Below are 18,470 nucleotides of genomic sequence, written 5' to 3'. Positions count from 1 at the left end.
GATGACTGAAGAATTCAATGAATCAATGATTAATGATATTAAGGAAGGTGACAAAGTCACTGGTGAAGTACAACAAGTTGAAGATAAACAAGTTGTTGTTCACATCAATGGTGGCAAATTTAATGGTATTATACCAATAAGTCAACTTTCAACACATCATATTGACAGCCCAACTGAGGTTGTTAAAGAAGGTGACGAAGTAGAAGCTTATGTCACAAAAATAGAGTTCGATGAAGAAAATGATTCTGGTGCTTACATTTTGTCTCGCAGACAATTAGAAACAGAAAAGTCTTACGAGTACTTACAACAAAAATTAGATAATGATGAAATTATTGAGGCTGCTGTTACTGAAGTAGTTAAAGGTGGCTTAGTTGTAGACGTTGGTCAAAGAGGTTTTGTTCCAGCATCATTAATCTCTACAGACTTCATTGAAGATTTCTCTGTATTTGATGGACAAACAATTCGTATTAAAGTAGAAGAATTGGACCCAGCAAATAATAGAGTCATTTTAAGCCGTAAAGCAGTAGAACAAATTGAAAATGAAGCTAAGAAAGCTGAATTATTAGATTCATTAAATGAAGGCGATGTTATTGACGGTAAAGTTGCTCGTTTAACACAATTTGGTGCTTTCGTTGATATAGGCGGAGTTGATGGTTTAGTACATGTTTCAGAATTATCTCATGAACATGTTAAATCACCAGAAGAAGTTGTATCCGTTGGTCAAGAAGTCAAAGTTAAAATTAAATCTATAGATAAAGATACTGAACGTGTATCATTATCAATTAAAGATACGTTACCTACGCCATTTGATAATATCAAAGGACAATTCCATGAAGATGATGTTATTGAAGGTGTTGTAGTAAGACTTGCTAATTTCGGCGCTTTTGTTGAAATCGCACCAGGCGTTCAAGGTTTAGTGCATATTTCTGAAATTGCACATAAACATATTGGTGCACCTAGTGAAGTATTAGAACCAGGACAACAAGTGAGCGTAAAAATTCTTGGTATTGATGAAGAAAATGAGCGTGTATCATTATCAATCAAAGCTACATTACCAAATGAAGATGTCATCGAAAGCGATCCTTCAACAACTCAAGCATATTTAGATAATGAAGATGAAGATAATCCAACTATTGGTGATATGTTTGGAGACAAACTTAAAAATCTTAAATTATAATATTTAAGCTGACTATAATACTCCGTGCGTAAAATATACGTGCGGAGTATTTTTCTGTAAAAATTTGTTTAATGATATACACAGTTTGATTAACAACGGTCATGTGATAAAATTAAAAAGATATAAGAAAGAGAGGAAGTTAGTTTATGACTAAACCTGTAGTAGCAATTGTAGGTAAACCCAATGTGGGGAAATCTACAATTTTTAATAGAGTAGTTGGAGAACGTGTTTCAATCGTTGAAGATACACCAGGTGTAACAAGGGACCGTATTTACTCATCTGGTGAATGGTTAACACATGAATTTAATATTATAGATACAGGCGGTATAGAAATTGGTGATGCACCTTTTCAAACCCAAATTAGAGCGCAAGCTGAAATAGCAATCGAAGAAGCTGATGTCATTATATTTATGGTGAATGTGCGTGAAGGTTTAACACAAAGTGATGAAATGGTTGCTCAAATTTTATACAAATCTAAAAAGCCGGTCGTATTAGCTGTAAATAAAGTAGATAATATGGAAATGCGTAATGATATTTATGATTTTTATTCATTAGGCTTTGGAGAACCATATCCAATTTCAGGTTCACACGGTTTAGGTCTAGGAGATTTATTAGATGCTGTTGTAGAACATTTTGGTGAAGAGCAAGAAGACCCTTACGATGATGATACAATAAGATTATCAATTATTGGTCGTCCTAATGTTGGGAAATCTAGCTTGGTTAACGCTATATTAGGCGAAGAAAGAGTCATTGTGTCAAATGTAGCAGGCACAACAAGAGATGCTGTCGATACTGAGTATTCATACGATGGCCAAGACTATGTTCTAATTGATACAGCTGGTATGCGTAAGAAAGGTAAAGTTTATGAATCTACTGAAAAATATTCAGTATTACGTGCTTTAAAAGCTATTGAACGCTCAAATGTTGTATTAGTAGTTATTGATGCTGAACAAGGCATTATTGAACAGGATAAGCGTGTTGCAGGTTATGCACATGAGCAAGGTAAGGCAGTTGTAATTGTAGTTAATAAGTGGGATACAGTCGAAAAAAATAGTAAAACAATGAAAAAGTTTGAAGATGAAGTACGAAAAGAATTCCAATTTTTAGATTATGCGCAAATTGCATTTGTTTCTGCCAAAGAGGGTACTAGATTAAGAACATTATTCCCTTATATTAATGAGGCAAGTGAAAATCATAAAAAACGTGTTCAAAGTTCAACTTTAAATGAAGTTATCACAGACGCTATCTCAATGAATCCTACACCGACAGATAAAGGAAGACGATTAAATGTTTTCTACGCTACACAAGTTGCGATAGAACCGCCTACATTTGTGATTTTTGTGAATGATGTGGAATTAATGCATTTTTCATATAAAAGATATTTGGAAAACCAAATCAGAGCGGCGTTTGGTTTTGAAGGAACACCAATTCATTTAATTGCAAGAAAAAGAAACTAATAAACGGGGGTAGAATAATGACTAAAGTAACAGTATTTGGTATGGGAAGCTTCGGTACAGCCTTAGCAAATGTGTTGGCTGAGAATGGTCATGATGTGCTGATGTGGGGTAAAAATCAACAAAGTGTTGATGAATTAAATTTACATCATATGAATAAAAAGTATTTAAAATATGCTAAGTTGAATCAAGCAATTACGGCTATTACAGATATGGATCAAGCAATTAATTTTGCCGATATTTATTTAATGGCCTTACCAACAAAAGCAATGAGAGAAGTTACGACTTTAATTGATAGTAAATTAACTTCTAAAAAGACATTTATTCACGTGGCTAAAGGAATTGAAAATGAAACGTTTAAACGAGTATCAGAAATGATAGAAGATTCAGTGTCCCCAGAACATAATGCAGGTATTGGAGTATTATCAGGACCTAGCCATGCTGAAGAAGTAGTCGTTAAGCAACCAACAACTGTAGCTGCATCTTCTAAAGATGAACAAATCAGTCATTTAATTCAAGACTTATTCATGAATGATTATTTAAGAGTCTATACTAATAATGATTTAGTGGGCGTAGAATTAGGTGGTGCATTGAAAAATATTATTGCAGTAGCAAGTGGTATTGTTGCAGGTATTGGTTTCGGAGATAATGCTAAAGCAGCATTAATGACACGGGGATTGGCTGAAATCAGTCGTTTAGGTGAAAAATTAGGTGCAGATCCGATGACTTTCCTTGGTTTAGGCGGTATAGGTGATTTAATTGTTACATGTACTTCAACACATTCAAGAAACTATACGCTAGGATATAAATTAGGCCAAGGTGAATCAATGGAACAAGCATTAGCAGAAATGAATATGGTCGTTGAAGGGGTATATACAACTAATTCTGTCTATCATTTAGCAAAGGAACAACATGTCGATATGCCAATCACAAATGCATTATATCGCGTCCTATTTGAAAATATTTCTGTTAAAGAGTGTGTTAAAGAACTAATGGAGCGTGACAAAAAAGCTGAATAAAAAGGGAATTATTACACATAATTGCTTTTTTATAACAATTTATTTATAGAAATGGCTTAAATTCAACGTTTTTGCTATATAAATGATTGCGATTTATACAAGGCATGTGTTAAAGTTTTAGCATAATGATATAATATCATTATTAAACCTCAGGAGGTGTATGTCTAATGAACAAAACAGATTTAATCAATGCAGTAGCAGAACAAGCTGATTTAACTAAAAAAGAAGCTGGTTCAGCAGTAGACGCTGTATTCGAATCAATCCAAAACTCACTTGCTAAAGGTGAAAAAGTACAATTAATTGGTTTCGGTAACTTTGAGGTACGTGAGCGTGCTGCTCGTAAAGGTCGTAACCCTCAAACTGGTAAAGAAATTGATATCCCAGCAAGTAAAGTTCCAGCATTCAAAGCTGGTAAAGCATTAAAAGATGCTGTAAAATAATTTTACTTAAAAAAGCCCTTGTTTAAGGGCTTTTTATTTTGTCCTTTTAACTTTGACATTCACAGAATATTGTATGGATATGGAGTTTGATTATCCAATAAACAAATGGGTCTTATAAAAAAGGAATCGATAATGAGTTTGTAGTGATTGGTCATAATTGTCGTACTGATACAATGTTGAAAAACAATGTTTTATCATTCTAGTCAGTCTTGTCGGAGTGGTGGGATTACGACATAATAACTACAAAATAATTATTTTTGTCTTACTCCCATCGCTATATTGAGCTAACAAAGCAGATAGATAATGAATGAATGCTATAATCTAATAGTAATTTATTTTAGTGTCATTGTTATCACAGAAAATATAATATGATTAAAAAAACTAGCTATTGCAAAAGTAAATGCCATTTATTTTCATGAAAATATTAAGTAATATATATGTTTCAAAATATTTTAATTTGTGACATATAATGTTAATATGAATAGTGATAATAACGTGAGGTGTAGACATGGAAACAACTATCAGCAAATTAGACAAGCAAATAGAAGAACGTTTGAAGGGTGTTAATGATTATGAACCAATACGTATGAATCAACGTTTAGGTCAATTATTAGATAACTATGACATCCCAGACGTTGCTAAATTGGCATGCCTCACAATTGACACTTCAATGAGACATCTTGACGATGTAACTTATAATCAACTATCTAAACATTCTATTTTGATAGGAGATTTACTTAGTGCCCATTTTTATACGCTATTGGCAGAAATAGACGACTCTAATTTTCAATATAAAATTAGTAAAGCTATAGTAGAAGTGAATGAATTAAAATCATCACTACATCAACAAGTATTAAATCGTGAAGAAATCATGCAAGCAATTATTAAGATAGAAACAGTATTTCCTTATATAACAATTAGCCATTTTGGTATTATTGAAGATGAAACAACAATCTATAACTATTTGTTTGAAGATATGTCAGATTACTATCCATCATACTTCAAAGAATATAAACAAAGTGAAGTTAAGGAATACTTAAGCACCATCCAAAAAAGTTATTTGAAAAGTAGAGGTAATTAAGCATGGCTGACAATAAAGCAAATAAAGAACAAGTACATCGCGTATTTCAAAATATTTCTAATAAATATGATCGATTAAACAATATCATTAGTTTTGAACAACACAAAGTGTGGAGAAAACGCGTCATGAAAGAAATGAATGTTCAAAAAGGTGCATCAGCATTAGATGTTTGCTGTGGTACTGCAGATTGGACTATTGCTTTAAGTAAAGCAGTTGGTCCCACTGGGGAAGTCACAGGACTAGATTTTAGTGAAAATATGTTGGCTGTAGGTAAAGAAAAAACAGCAGATATGGAAAATGTCAATTTAGTACACGGTGATGCCATGGACTTACCTTTTGAAGATAACTCATTCGATTATGTGACAATCGGTTTTGGTTTACGTAACGTACCTGAATACCTAGTTGCATTAAAAGAAATGAATCGTGTCTTGAAACCAGGAGGTATGGTAGTTTGTCTTGAGACTAGTCAACCTACTTTACCAGTTTTTAAACAAGTGTATGCACTATATTTTAAATTTGTGATGCCAGTTTTTGGTAAATTATTTGCTAAATCAAAAGATGAATATGAATGGTTACAGCAATCAACATTTAATTTTCCTGGTAAAGAACAATTAAAGAGAATGTTTGAGCAAGCCGGTTTTACAAATATAAAAGTTCGTAGCTTTACAGGTGGCGTTGCTGCAATGCACCTTGGCTATAAAGAAAAAGATACTACCAAAGGTGATTAACGTGGCAAAGTTAAACATGAATAGTGAAATAAAAAAAGTAGAAAAACGTCTTGAAGCGGCAATTAAAAGTAAAGACCACGTTTTACAACAATCTTCTTTACATTTGTTATCATCTGGTGGTAAACGTGTGAGACCTGCATTTGTGATATTGAGTAGTCAATTTGGTAAAGATCAAGAAACATCTGAAGAAACGTATCAAGTTGCTGTGGCCTTAGAATTAATTCATATGGCAACTTTAGTTCATGATGATGTCATCGATAAAAGTGATAAACGCCGTGGTAAATTAACTATCTCTAAAAAATGGGACCAAACAACAGCTATTTTAACAGGAAATTTTCTTTTAGCATTAGGTTTAGAACATTTAATGGCAGTTAAAGATAATCGTGTACATCAATTAATTTCACAATCTATCGTAAATGTTTGTCGCGGTGAGTTATTTCAATTCCAAGATCAATTTAATCACCATCAAACGATTACTAATTATTTAAGAAGAATTAATCGTAAGACAGCATTATTAATTCAATTATCAACAGAAGTTGGGGCGATAACGTCTCAAGCAGACGTAGAAACTGTGCGTAAATTGAAATTAATTGGTCATTACATTGGTATGAGTTATCAAATCATTGACGATGTACTTGATTTCACAAGTACGGAAAAGAAATTAGGTAAACCGGTCGGCAGTGACTTAATGAATGGTCATATTACATTACCAGTATTACTAGAGATGCGTAAAAATAATGCATTCAAAGAAAAAATTGAGCAATTAACGCCAACGAGTGATGTTAATCAATTTGAAGATTGCGTGCAAATTATTCGTCAATCTGACAGTATAAATGAAGCAAAAGAGGTAAGTAGTAAATACTTAACAAAAGCATTAAACTTAATTGAAGAACTTCCAGATTCACAAGGTAAATCTTTATTAAAATCATTAACTAAAAAAATGGGATCTAGAAATACTTAAGTCATGTAAAAAGTATTGAAAGCGCTTTACTAACCTGGTACTATAGAATAGTAATATACATAACTTGCTATTATTATTTAAACACAGGGGGATACATAAAGTGGAACGAACATTTTTAATGATTAAACCAGATGCAGTACAACGAAACATGATTGGTGAAGTGTTATCTAGAATTGAACGAAAAGGACTTAAATTAGTTGGTGGTAAATTAATGCAAGTACCTATGTCATTGGCAGAAACGCATTATGGCGAACATAAAAGTAAGCCGTTTTATAATGATTTAGTTTCTTTTATAACATCAGCACCAGTATTTGCAATGGTAGTTGAAGGGGAAGATGCTGTCGCAGTGTCTCGACATATTATTGGTAGTACTAATCCTTCCGAAGCGGCTCCGGGTTCAATTAGAGGAGATTTTGGATTAACAGTAGGTAGAAATATTATTCATGGTTCTGATTCAGTTGAATCGGCTCAACGAGAAATTAGTTTATGGTTTAACGAAGAAGAAATCACTAGTTACGATTCACCAAGAGATACTTGGTTATATGAATAAATAAAATTTAAAATATGATAAAGCAAAAGTTGAGATAAATTATTCGTTTGTCTCAACTTTTTTCTGTACATAAATAAAAAACGATATATGTTCATAGCAATTTTTATATTATAATTGTAATAACTATTCAAAATTTAGATAATTCTGATATTAGGAGTAACATCAATTGTTAATATCATTGTTGAATTGCAAACAGTTATGAAAATACTGTGAATATGATAATATTAACAACATATTGTATAGAAACCGTGGAATTGTAGAAAGGAGCGAGTGTATATGAGATATCTGACTTCAGGTGAATCACATGGACCGCAATTAACAGTAATTATAGAAGGTGTTCCAGCTAATCTTGCTATTAAGGCTGAGGATATTAATAAAGAAATGTTTAAAAGACAAGGTGGCTATGGTCGAGGTAGACGTATGCAAATTGAGAAAGATACGGTTGAAATTGTCTCAGGTGTAAGAAATGGTTATACACTTGGTAGCCCAATTACTATGGTAGTAACTAATGATGACTTTTCACATTGGAGAAAAATCATGGGTGTTGCACCGATTAGTGACGAAGAACGTGAAGCGATGAAACGAACAATTACTAAACCACGCCCAGGACATGCAGATTTAATCGGAGGAATGAAATATAATCATCGCGATTTAAGAAATGTATTAGAACGTTCATCTGCAAGAGAAACAGCTGCCAGAGTAGCAGTTGGTGCTTTATGTAAATTAATGTTAGAACAACTTAATATTGATGTATATAGCCGTGTAGTTGAAATTGGTGGTATTAAAGATAAAGACTTTTATGATAGTGAAACTTTTAAAGCACATTTAGATCAAAATGATGTACGTGTTATTGATGACACTATTGCACAATCAATTAGAGATAAAATTGATCAAGCTAAAAAAGATGGTGATTCAATCGGTGGTGTTGTACAAGTAGTCGTTGATAATATGCCTGTTGGCGTAGGTAGTTATGTACATTATGACCGTAAACTAGATGGCAGAATTGCACAAGGTGTCGTTAGTATTAATGCTTTTAAAGGAGTTAGCTTTGGAGAAGGTTTTAAAGCTGCTGAAAAACCAGGTAGTGAAATTCAAGATGAAATCTTGTATAACAGTGAAATAGGTTATTATAGAGGGTCAAACCACTTAGGTGGCTTTGAAGGTGGTATGTCTAATGGTATGCCTATTATTGTTAATGGCGTAATGAAACCAATACCTACACTTTATAAACCACTAAATTCTGTAGACATTAATACTAAAGAAGACTTTAAAGCAACAATTGAACGTTCTGATAGTTGTGCGGTTCCAGCTGCAAGTATCGTTTGTGAACATGTCGTAGCCTTTGAAATTGCTAAAGCATTGTTAGAAGAATTTCAATCAAATCACATGGATCAACTACAACAACAAATCAAAGAACGCAGACAATTAAATATAGAATTTTAATTTGTAAAGATTGAGGTATGACTATGAAATTACAAACAACGTATCCTACAAACAATTATCCAATCATTGTAGAACATGGTGCTATTCAACAGTTAAATCGTTTTGTGGCTAATTATGATCAAACATTTATCTTAGTAGATGAACACGTCAATCAACTTTTTGCTGATAAATTAAATGATTTATCAAAGTTACAGCATATTCATAAAGTAATTATCCCAGCAGGAGAACAAACAAAAACATTTAAACAGTTTGAAGAGACACTAGAATTTATTTTATCCCACAGTATTACGAGAAATACTGCGATTGTTGCAATTGGTGGAGGTGCTACAGGTGATTTTGCTGGGTATGTAGCTGCTTCTTTACTTCGTGGGGTTGCTTTTATTCAAGTGCCAACAACAATACTTGCACATGATTCAAGCGTAGGTGGCAAAGTTGGAATCAACTCTAAACAAGGTAAGAACTTAATTGGCGCCTTCTATAGACCCACAGCAGTTATATATGATTTAAACTTTTTACAAACTTTACCATATGAAGAAGTGTTGAGTGGTTATGCCGAAGTATATAAACATGCACTTCTAAATGGTCAACAAGCTACATTACAAATTGAACAACATTTTGATTCACAACAGTCATTATCACAGTTAGCTGGGATAGATCAATTTATAATAAATGGTATTAAAACGAAGCTAAATATCGTAGTGTCAGATGAAAAAGAACATGGTGTACGTAAACATTTAAATTTAGGACATACGTTTGGTCACGCAGTAGAGTACCAACATAAAATTCCGCATGGCCATGCAGTGATGATTGGAATAATTTATCAATTCATTGTTGCGAATCAGTTATTTGATTCTGGTCATGATATTAAACATTATATTGATTATTTCTTAGCGTTAGGTTATCCATTAACAATGATAAAAGATTTTGATTTTGAAACGTTATATCAATATATGTTACGAGATAAAAAGAATGATGTCCAAGGCGTGCAAATGGTACTTATTAAACAATTTAATGATATAGCTGTGCAACATGTTGAAGAATCAGTTATACATGATGCATTTTGCGAATTGCAATCTTATTTTAAGTAGGTGGAATTATTGGTAAATGAACAACAAATTGTTATTAATGGACCTTTAAGAGGAGAAATTGAAGTTCCAGGAGATAAATCAATGACACATCGTGCCATTATGTTAGCGTCGTTAGCTAAAGGTGTCTCAACGATTTATGAGCCATTATTAGGTGAAGATTGCAAGCGAACAATGAACATATTTCGTTTACTAGGTGTTGAAATTACAGAAAATGAAGACAACATAGTCATAGATTCTCCTGGATATGCAGCGTTTACGACACCGCATCAAGTATTATATACAGGTAATTCAGGAACAACTACGAGATTACTTGCAGGTTTGTTAAGTGGTCTAGGTATTGAAAGTGTACTTTCAGGAGATGAATCTATAGGTAAACGCCCGATGGATAGAGTGATTAAACCATTGAAAATGATGCATGCTAATATCGAAGGTGTGGATGGTAATTATACCCCATTAATTATTAGACCGAGTGAAATTAATGGTATAAATTATCAAATGGAAGTTGCAAGTGCTCAAGTGAAAAGTGCGATATTATTTGCAAGTTTATTTTCACACCAACCATCTATTGTCACCGAATTAGATATTAGTCGTAACCATACTGAGACGATGTTTCAACATTTTAATATTCCTATTACGGTTCATGGAGATACGATAACAACTACAGCAAATGCCATTCAACATATTAAAGCAGCAGATTTCCATGTACCTGGAGATATTTCGTCAGCAGCATTTTTCATTGTTGCTGCCTTGATAACACCCAATAGCGATATCACAATTCATAATGTTGGAATCAATGAGACGCGTTCAGGTATTATAGATATCGTACGTCAAATGAATGGTAATATTGAATTATTGAATGTTACACATGGAGCGGAACCAACTGCTTCTATTAGAGTTCAATATACACCTAATTTAACTCCGATGACGATTGAAGGTGACTTGGTACCTAGAGCAATCGATGAGTTACCGGTTATAGCTTTATTGTGTACGCAAGCAACTGGAACAACTATAATTAAAGATGCTGATGAATTAAAAGTGAAAGAAACAAATAGAATTGATACGACAGCAGACATGTTAAATTTACTTGGTTTTGATATTCAACCAACCAACGATGGTTTGATTATTCATCCTTCTGAATTTAAAACGAATGCAGTTGTCGACAGTTTAACTGATCATCGTATAGGTATGATGCTAGCAGTCGCATCATTACTATCAAGTGATCCGGTAACGATTAAACAGTTTGACGCTGTTAACGTATCATTTCCAGGATTTTTACCAAAATTACAGTTTTTACAAAAAGAAAATGAGGGATAAATTCAAATGGAAGATATCTATAAACTTATAGACGATATCAATCTACAGAAATTAGACAATTTAGATACGCGTGTCAATGAAGCATTGACAACAGATAATGATGATGCGCTATTTATATTAGGAGAAACTTTATATAGTTTTGGATTAATGCCTCAAGGTTTAGAAGTCTTTAGAGCGCTATATCATAAATATCCAGATGAAAGTGAGTTATTAATCTATTTTATTGAAGGATTAATGGCAGAGAATCAAACGGATGAAGCATTAGAGTATTTGAGTTATGTAGAGCAATCACCTGAAAAGCTAATGCTTGAAGCTGATTTATATCAACAAATAAATATGATTGAAGTTGCGATTGATAAATTGCAACAAGCTATCGAAATCGAACCTAATGATCCTATTATTCATTTTGCATTGGCTGAAATTTTATATTATGACGGTCAATACTTACGAGCTACAACTGAATATGAAACAGTGTTAGAAACTGGGGAATATCAAGTTAATGGTGTCAACTTATTTTCACGTATGGCTGATTGTAGTCTACAAAGCGGGAATTATAGTGATGCGATTCGTTTGTTTGATGAAATTAGCGAGGATGAAATGACATCTGAAGATTATTTCAAAAAAGCTATCGCATATGATAAAAATGATTTAACTCAAGAAGCTATTAAAATTATGACGTCATTATTATCAAAAGATCCTGACTATATTCAAGGATATCTTTATTTACAATCATTATATGAAAATGATAAAAACTTTGCGGATGCAATTGAAACAGGTAAAGAAGGCTTACGCTTAAGTCAATTTTACAAAGAATTAATGTATAGCACTGGAAGTCTTGAAATTGAACATGGAGATGCTAATGAAGGTGTGATGTTATTGAAACAAGCGCTGGAAGTAGATAACGCCTACCAAGAACCTCTGTTAATGTTAAGTGATTTATACCGTAATGAAGAAGATTATGACGAAATCATTAATTTATTAACATTTGTAGACGAAGAAGACTTAGATCCAACGTTTATGTGGCATTTAGCATTTGCCTACGGTCAAGAAGAGCGAGATAAAGAATCACAACATTTCTTCGAATTAGCTTATCCAACATTGAATACGAATATTGACTTTATGAGTGACTATTATTTCTATTTAATTGAGATAGGTCATAAAGATGAAGCGTTAACTGTCTTGAATAAATTACTTGAACTTGATTCTAGTAATGAAACATGGCACGATGAATTAATGAGAATACAATCATAAAGGAAGTATTGTATGACAGAGACACTCGTTAAAATGAAACAAAGTTTTATGGAATATTTATTATTTCATTATCAATTTAAATCACGTATCGCCATATGGACTTTAAACTTTATTAAAGCTAGTGAGCAATTAACGCGTCAAATTCATTTTGTAAAAGATAAAGTAGCTGGACATGAAACATTAGAGATTGCAGAAGCGGGTAGTAATGCTTCTGCAATTCGATTTACTAAGGATAATATAACATTACTTAATACCAATGAAATATTTGATTATATTAGTCATACTGATAAAGCATTTGATATACAAATTCATTTTTCAAATCAAACGTCCAAAGAACGTCGTCTTGATGATATTATTATTGCTCAATTAACTGAATCACCTAAGTACGATTTATATTTACATGACTTACAATCAATGTCTTTAAATCAAGTGAAACAAAGTTTATTAATTGAACGTATTTTGGATAATATTGATCTTAGTTTGCAAATGAATGAAGAACATCGTTTCTATCAATTAACACGAATACTAAATATAATAAAAGCCAAAGATAACGGAGGACAATAGCGATGACATTTAAGGAATTATGGTCACTATCACTTTATAATCGTACATGGCTATTGTTATTATTAGTAGGCAATATATTAGGCACCATTTATGGTTATATATGGTATGGTAGTCAGTTACAACAGACTCCTTGGTATTTTTTAATTTTTGTCCCAGATAGTCCTACAGCATCGTTATTTTTATCTATTTCAATTTTACTTATGTTGATGAATAAACATAATAGTCTCATTGATACATTAGCTTTTATTATGCTAGTGAAATATGGTGTCTGGGCAGTGATTATGAATATTATTTTGTTCATAGTGCATCATGATATCACTTTAACTGGAATCATGTTATTATTGTCCCATGCATTTATGGCTTTACAAGCATTGTATTTTTATCCGAGAATGACGCAATCAACATTAGCATTAGGGATTGCTATCGTTTTCGTATTGTTAAATGATTATATTGATTATGTTCATTTACAATTTCCGTACTATGATTTTATAGCACATCATTTGTGGCAAATAGGTCTAATTACAGTTGCTTTAAGTTTAGGTGCAATCCTTTTATTCATCAATTTAAAAAATATATTCAAAGAGTATATGATTTGATTAAATTCATAAATGCCAGTAAAATATTTATAAAGGAGAGTGAGTTTATTGTCTTCAATATTTTCTATGATAATATATTTCGTAATATTAATGGTAATTCCGTTGTGGGCACAACATAAAGTTAAATCTAACTATGAAAAATATTCACAAGTTAGATCCACAAGTGGAAAAACGGGTCGTGAAGTTGCATTAGAAATCCTACATGCAAATGGCATCTATGATGTCGATGTGGTCAAAGGTGACGGCTTTTTAACAGATCATTACGATCCTAAAAATAAAGTTGTTTGTCTATCTCCTGCAAACTATGATCGACCATCAGTTGCTGGTACTGCAATTGCAGCCCACGAAGTTGGTCACGCGATTCAAGATCACCAAGGTTATTGGTTCTTAAGATTTAGAGCTGCTTTAGTTCCAGTAGCGAATTTAGGTAGTTCATTAAGCTATATCGTAATTATGCTTGGTATGGTCTTAACTGTGATGGGTAGTGCTTTTGGTTCAACAGCATTATGGATTGGTGCTGGATTAATGTCACTTGCAGTATTATTCTCAATTGTGACACTACCAGTCGAATTTAATGCAAGTTCTAGAGCAATGAAACAAATCACATCATTAAATATTGTTAACGAAAAAGAATACAAACATGCACGTAAAGTGCTTTCAGCTGCTGCAATGACATATGTAGCTGCAACAGCAGTAGCAGTAGCAGAACTTGTACGTATCATTTTATGGGCACGTTCAAGCGAATAAACAAAAGACAATTCATTGTAAAATAACTTAAACTAGCAATGTTCATTTAAATGAACATTGCTAGTTTTTTTAATTTTGTTAGAGATTTATAACTATACTATGACACTATAACGAATCAAAGGAAAAGAATACTTTTAAATTATTTTCAATAGGTTGATTCAATAATTCAAAATAGTACATATAGTTAAAAGTTAGCTTGAGACTCAGTTCAAATGGTTAGCAATAAATCAAATAATATTATAAATTTACTTAGCACTGAAGTAATATAAATATTATTATTAAATATAATATTTGAAAATAACGATAGATATATGCCGTTAATACATGCTATATTGCGCAACGCATGCATGTATAACTAAATTGATATATACTATATAAGACATGAAATAAAGGAGAATGACGCTATGAAATCTATGGAAGATATGCAACGAGAAGTAGATGACTATATTGGACAATTTAAAGCTGGTTATTTTTCTCCGTTAGCCAATTTAGCTTGTCTTACTGAAGAAGTCGGCGAGTTAGCACGAGAAATTAATCATACATACGGTGAAAAAAAGAAAAAAGATTCAGAAGAAGATAATACGATTAAAGCAGAATTAGGAGATAACTTATTTGTGTTATTGTGTTTAGCAAACTCAATGGGAATAGATATGACTGAAAGCTTTAATGACACAATGAATAAATATAACGCACGAGATAAAAATAGATTTGAACGTAAATAATAAAGATAGAAAGGATGGGTTTATTAATGAAAATAGGTATAACGTGTTACCCGTCCATGGGTGGATCAGGTATTATAGCAACTAAATTAGGAATTAAACTTGCAGAAAGAGGACATGAAATACATTTTATAACTTCAAATATTCCATTTAGGATTAGAAAACCGTTACCAAATATGATATTTCATCAAGTTGAAGTTAATCAATATGCAGTATTTCAATATCCGCCGTATGATATTACGTTAAGTACTAAAATATCAGAAGTTATCAAAGAATATGATCTAGATATTTTACATATGCATTACGCAGTTCCACACGCAATTTGTGGTATTTTAGCACGAGAAATGTCTGGAAGAGATATTAAAATTATGACAACATTACATGGTACTGATATTACAGTATTAGGATATGATCACTCATTACAAGGTGCTATTAAATTTGGTATCGAAAAAAGTGATCTAGTAACAAGCGTAAGTCAATCACTAGCTGACGAAACACATGCTATCATTGACACTGATAAAGAAATCATTCCGATATATAATTTTGTTCGTGAAAAAGAATTTCCTACTAAACATAATGAAGAATTAAAAGCACAATATGGTATTGATTCACATGAGAAAGTACTAATACACGTTTCAAATTTTAGACAAGTTAAACGTATTGATACTATCATTGAAACATTTGCTAAAGTACATCAACAAATTCCAAGTAAGCTAGTGCTGTTAGGTGATGGACCAGAATTAATACCAATGCGACAAAAGACGAAAGAATTAGGTATCGAAGATCAAGTATTGTTCTTAGGAAAACAAGATTGTGTAAGTGAATTTTATCAAATGGCTGATTTAGTTTTATTATTAAGTGAAAAAGAAAGTTTCGGCCTTACATTATTAGAAGCAATGAAAACAGGTGTCGTTCCAATAGGTTCAAATGCTGGTGGTATCAAAGAGGTCATTAAACATGAGGAAACTGGATTTATCGTTGATATTGGTGATAGTGATAAAGCCAGTGAATATGCAATCAAATTACTTCAAGATGATGCGTTATATCGACGATTGCAGCAAAACATGTTACAAGATATTACTGAACGTTTTGGTTCGGAATTAATTACTGATCGATATGAGTATTATTATGAACAAATGTTGACACAAGATAGTAAGTTGGAAAGTGAGTAAAAAGATGGATACTCAATTATTTGAACAAGCCAAACCAATTTTAACTGAAATAACAAATCAAGGTTATGAAGCTTTTTTTGTTGGTGGCTCAGTTAGAGACCATATTATGGGTAGAAATATTCATGACATTGACATCACAACGAGTGCAACACCTGATGAAATTGAGAATATTTTTAGTCATACTATTCCCATTGGAAAAGAGCACGGCACCATCAATGTTGTCGTTGATCATAACAATTACGAGATAACGACGTTTAGAGCTGAAGAAGACTATATTGATCATAGAAGACCAAGTAATGTTACTTTTGTCCGTGATTTATATAAAGATTTACAACGCCGAGATTTTACTATGAATGCCATTGCAATGGATCAACATTATCAACTTTATGATTATTTTAATGGGCAAGAAGATATTAAGCAAAGGCTAATTCGAACGGTTGGTAATGCTAATGAACGTTTTGAAGAAGATGCACTTAGAATGATTCGTTGCTTACGTTTTCAATCACAATTGACTTTCGGTATAGCGCCTACTACTTATAAAGCAATGTCACAACAAATGCCAGATATTAGTTATCTGTCTATTGAACGCATTATTACTGAGCTAACTAAATTAATAACTGGTGCTAATGTGGCAGTCAGTTTTCAAAATATGATTGAACTACGAGCCTTTGACTACATTCCATTTTTTAAAAATTTTAAGATGGATAACATTAGAATAACAGAGCCAATATCTCTTGAGTTATTTATTGCCATTGTGTTGGCACAACAACCGCAAAGTGACAGCTTGAAACAGCTTAAACTAAGTAATCTACAAATAAAAACAATTCAACAATATGTTAAGTTGATTGAAATGTTGCCACAGATTAGTACTAAAGACCAATTAAAATTAGTTGTCTATGATTATGATGTGCAACTGATTAAAGTGGTTATTAATAGTCGAGATATACTTACAGCAAATGAACTTGCAACAGCACAACCACTAATTGTTAATCAGCAATCAGTAGCTGAAATTGAACGTTTATTACCGATACAACAACGTCAAGAAATGGCTGTTAATGGCGGTACTTTGATGTCACATTTAACAAAATCAAGTGGTCCTTGGATTAAGGAAGTCTTAAGACAAATTGAATGTGCAATTATAACGAATAAAGTTGAAAATAATGAAAGGGAAATTTTGAAATGGGTGGATAATCATGTCAAAATATAGTCAACAAGTTTTACAATTACTTTACCATAGTCAACCTGATTATATTTCTGGACAAAAAATCGCTGAGCAACTAGATATTTCAAGAACAGCCGTCAAAAAAGTCATTGATCAATTAAAAGCACAAGGTTGCGATATTGAGTCAGTAAATCATAAAGGACATATACTTAAAGCATTACCAAACCAATGGTATCCAGGTATTGTTGCTGAAATGACAGCTACATCAGATTTATTTGATTTTTGTGAAGTGTATGACACAATAGATTCAACACAGCTCGCAGCGAAAAAGTCGCTAGTAGGTAATGATCAGCACTTCTTTGTCTTAAGTGATGAGCAAACACAAGGTAGAGGACGTTTTAAACGCTATTGGAGTTCTATAAAAGGCCAAGGATTATGGATGTCATTAGTCTTAAGACCTAAAGTCCCATTTTCGATGATATCTAAATTTAATTTATTTATTGCATTAGGTATAAGAGATGCCATTCAAAACTTTACTATTGATCCAGTTAAAATAAAATGGCCGAATGATATTTATATTGAGCAAGGTAAAGTATGTGGTTTTTTAACAGAAATGGTAGCAAACCATGATGGTATTGAAGCAATTATTTGTGGTATTGGCATTAATATGACCCAACAACAAGATGATTTTAGCGATAATATTAAACATAGAGCAACAAGTATTCAATTGCATAACACAGATGACATCAATAGATATCATTTGTTACAAACATTGTTGCACAATATCGAATATCGCTATCGTCAGTTTTTAACTTTACCATTTTCAGATATACGCGATGAGTATAAAAATGCCTCTAACATATGGAATAGAACATTGACATTTACTGAAAGTGACCAACAATTTGAAGGTCAAGCAGTTGATATTGATGAAGAAGGCTATTTAATCGTTCAAGATAATGATGGAAAGACGCATCAATTAATTAGTGCAGATATAGAATTTTAAT

The 18,470-nt window shown here is 32.3% G+C and carries 19 protein-coding genes; all 19 read left to right on the top strand.

Going from position 1 to position 18,470, the window contains the following annotated elements; all coding sequences use genetic code 11:
- Position 1: 1 nt before the first annotated feature.
- The 19 genes from rpsA to J3R86_RS05815 all read left to right on the top strand — a co-directional run bounded on the left by rpsA (position 2) and on the right by J3R86_RS05815 (position 18,469).
- Positions 2-1,177 (top strand): 30S ribosomal protein S1, encoded by a 1,176-nt coding sequence (rpsA, locus tag J3R86_RS05905; RefSeq protein WP_207516494.1) that lies wholly within the window; start codon positions 2-4, stop codon positions 1,175-1,177.
- Positions 1,178-1,323: 146 nt separating this feature from the next.
- Positions 1,324-2,634 carry a ribosome biogenesis GTPase Der gene (der, locus tag J3R86_RS05900; protein ID WP_207516493.1) on the top strand — a complete coding sequence of 437 codons (1,311 nt, stop codon included), beginning with the start codon at positions 1,324-1,326 and terminating at the stop codon, positions 2,632-2,634.
- 17 nt (positions 2,635-2,651) lie between these two features.
- The gene (locus J3R86_RS05895; RefSeq protein WP_207516492.1) at positions 2,652-3,650 is read left to right on the top strand and encodes an NAD(P)H-dependent glycerol-3-phosphate dehydrogenase; all 999 of its coding nucleotides are present in this window, start codon (positions 2,652-2,654) and stop codon (positions 3,648-3,650) included.
- A gap of 167 nt (positions 3,651-3,817) precedes the next feature.
- Complete coding sequence (locus J3R86_RS05890) at positions 3,818-4,090, top strand: HU family DNA-binding protein (RefSeq protein WP_001043863.1); 273 nt, start codon at positions 3,818-3,820, stop codon at positions 4,088-4,090.
- 508 nt (positions 4,091-4,598) lie between these two features.
- On the top strand, positions 4,599-5,171 hold the full coding sequence (locus J3R86_RS05885) for a heptaprenyl pyrophosphate synthase subunit A (RefSeq protein ID WP_207516491.1): 573 nt from the start codon (positions 4,599-4,601) through the stop codon (positions 5,169-5,171).
- 2 nt (positions 5,172-5,173) lie between these two features.
- Positions 5,174-5,899, top strand: coding sequence for a demethylmenaquinone methyltransferase (locus tag J3R86_RS05880; RefSeq protein WP_207516490.1), 726 nt, complete (start codon positions 5,174-5,176; stop codon positions 5,897-5,899).
- 1 nt (position 5,900) lies between these two features.
- Positions 5,901-6,860, top strand: coding sequence for a polyprenyl synthetase family protein (locus J3R86_RS05875; RefSeq protein ID WP_207516489.1), 960 nt, complete (start codon positions 5,901-5,903; stop codon positions 6,858-6,860).
- Between the two features lie 100 nt (positions 6,861-6,960).
- A complete protein-coding gene (gene ndk, locus J3R86_RS05870; protein ID WP_207516488.1) occupies positions 6,961-7,410 on the top strand; it encodes a nucleoside-diphosphate kinase in 450 nt (149 codons plus the stop codon).
- A gap of 276 nt (positions 7,411-7,686) precedes the next feature.
- Positions 7,687-8,853 carry a chorismate synthase gene (aroC, locus tag J3R86_RS05865; RefSeq protein WP_207516487.1) on the top strand — a complete coding sequence of 389 codons (1,167 nt, stop codon included), beginning with the start codon at positions 7,687-7,689 and terminating at the stop codon, positions 8,851-8,853.
- A 23-nt stretch (positions 8,854-8,876) separates the two neighbouring features.
- Positions 8,877-9,941, top strand: coding sequence for a 3-dehydroquinate synthase (aroB, locus tag J3R86_RS05860; RefSeq protein ID WP_207516486.1), 1,065 nt, complete (start codon positions 8,877-8,879; stop codon positions 9,939-9,941).
- A gap of 9 nt (positions 9,942-9,950) precedes the next feature.
- The gene (aroA, locus tag J3R86_RS05855) at positions 9,951-11,255 is read left to right on the top strand and encodes a 3-phosphoshikimate 1-carboxyvinyltransferase (RefSeq protein WP_207516485.1); all 1,305 of its coding nucleotides are present in this window, start codon (positions 9,951-9,953) and stop codon (positions 11,253-11,255) included.
- A 6-nt stretch (positions 11,256-11,261) separates the two neighbouring features.
- Positions 11,262-12,506, top strand: a complete 1,245-nt coding sequence (locus J3R86_RS05850) for a tetratricopeptide repeat protein (protein WP_207516484.1) — start codon at positions 11,262-11,264, stop codon at positions 12,504-12,506.
- 12 nt (positions 12,507-12,518) lie between these two features.
- Positions 12,519-13,070 (top strand): YpiB family protein, encoded by a 552-nt coding sequence (locus tag J3R86_RS05845; RefSeq protein WP_207516483.1) that lies wholly within the window; start codon positions 12,519-12,521, stop codon positions 13,068-13,070.
- A gap of 2 nt (positions 13,071-13,072) precedes the next feature.
- Positions 13,073-13,666 carry a DUF1405 domain-containing protein gene (locus J3R86_RS05840; RefSeq protein WP_207516482.1) on the top strand — a complete coding sequence of 198 codons (594 nt, stop codon included), beginning with the start codon at positions 13,073-13,075 and terminating at the stop codon, positions 13,664-13,666.
- Positions 13,667-13,732: 66 nt separating this feature from the next.
- Positions 13,733-14,413: a zinc metallopeptidase gene (locus tag J3R86_RS05835; RefSeq protein WP_040801705.1), complete on the top strand. Its 681-nt coding sequence runs from the start codon at positions 13,733-13,735 to the stop codon at positions 14,411-14,413.
- A gap of 404 nt (positions 14,414-14,817) precedes the next feature.
- On the top strand, positions 14,818-15,135 hold the full coding sequence (locus J3R86_RS05830) for a nucleotide pyrophosphohydrolase (protein WP_207516481.1): 318 nt from the start codon (positions 14,818-14,820) through the stop codon (positions 15,133-15,135).
- A gap of 26 nt (positions 15,136-15,161) precedes the next feature.
- Positions 15,162-16,304, top strand: a complete 1,143-nt coding sequence (gene bshA / locus J3R86_RS05825; protein ID WP_207516480.1) for an N-acetyl-alpha-D-glucosaminyl L-malate synthase BshA — start codon at positions 15,162-15,164, stop codon at positions 16,302-16,304.
- Between the two features lie 4 nt (positions 16,305-16,308).
- Complete coding sequence (locus tag J3R86_RS05820) at positions 16,309-17,511, top strand: CCA tRNA nucleotidyltransferase (protein ID WP_207516479.1); 1,203 nt, start codon at positions 16,309-16,311, stop codon at positions 17,509-17,511.
- Positions 17,498-18,469: a biotin--[acetyl-CoA-carboxylase] ligase gene (locus tag J3R86_RS05815; protein WP_207516478.1), complete on the top strand. Its 972-nt coding sequence runs from the start codon at positions 17,498-17,500 to the stop codon at positions 18,467-18,469. Before J3R86_RS05820 ends, J3R86_RS05815 begins: the two co-directional genes overlap by 14 nt.
- Position 18,470: the final 1 nt, after the last annotated feature.

It is taken from the genome of Staphylococcus simiae (assembly GCF_017357005.1).
In the GTDB taxonomy this organism is placed as follows: domain Bacteria; phylum Bacillota; class Bacilli; order Staphylococcales; family Staphylococcaceae; genus Staphylococcus; species Staphylococcus simiae_A.
This window is presented reverse-complemented; position numbering and strand designations above follow the sequence as displayed.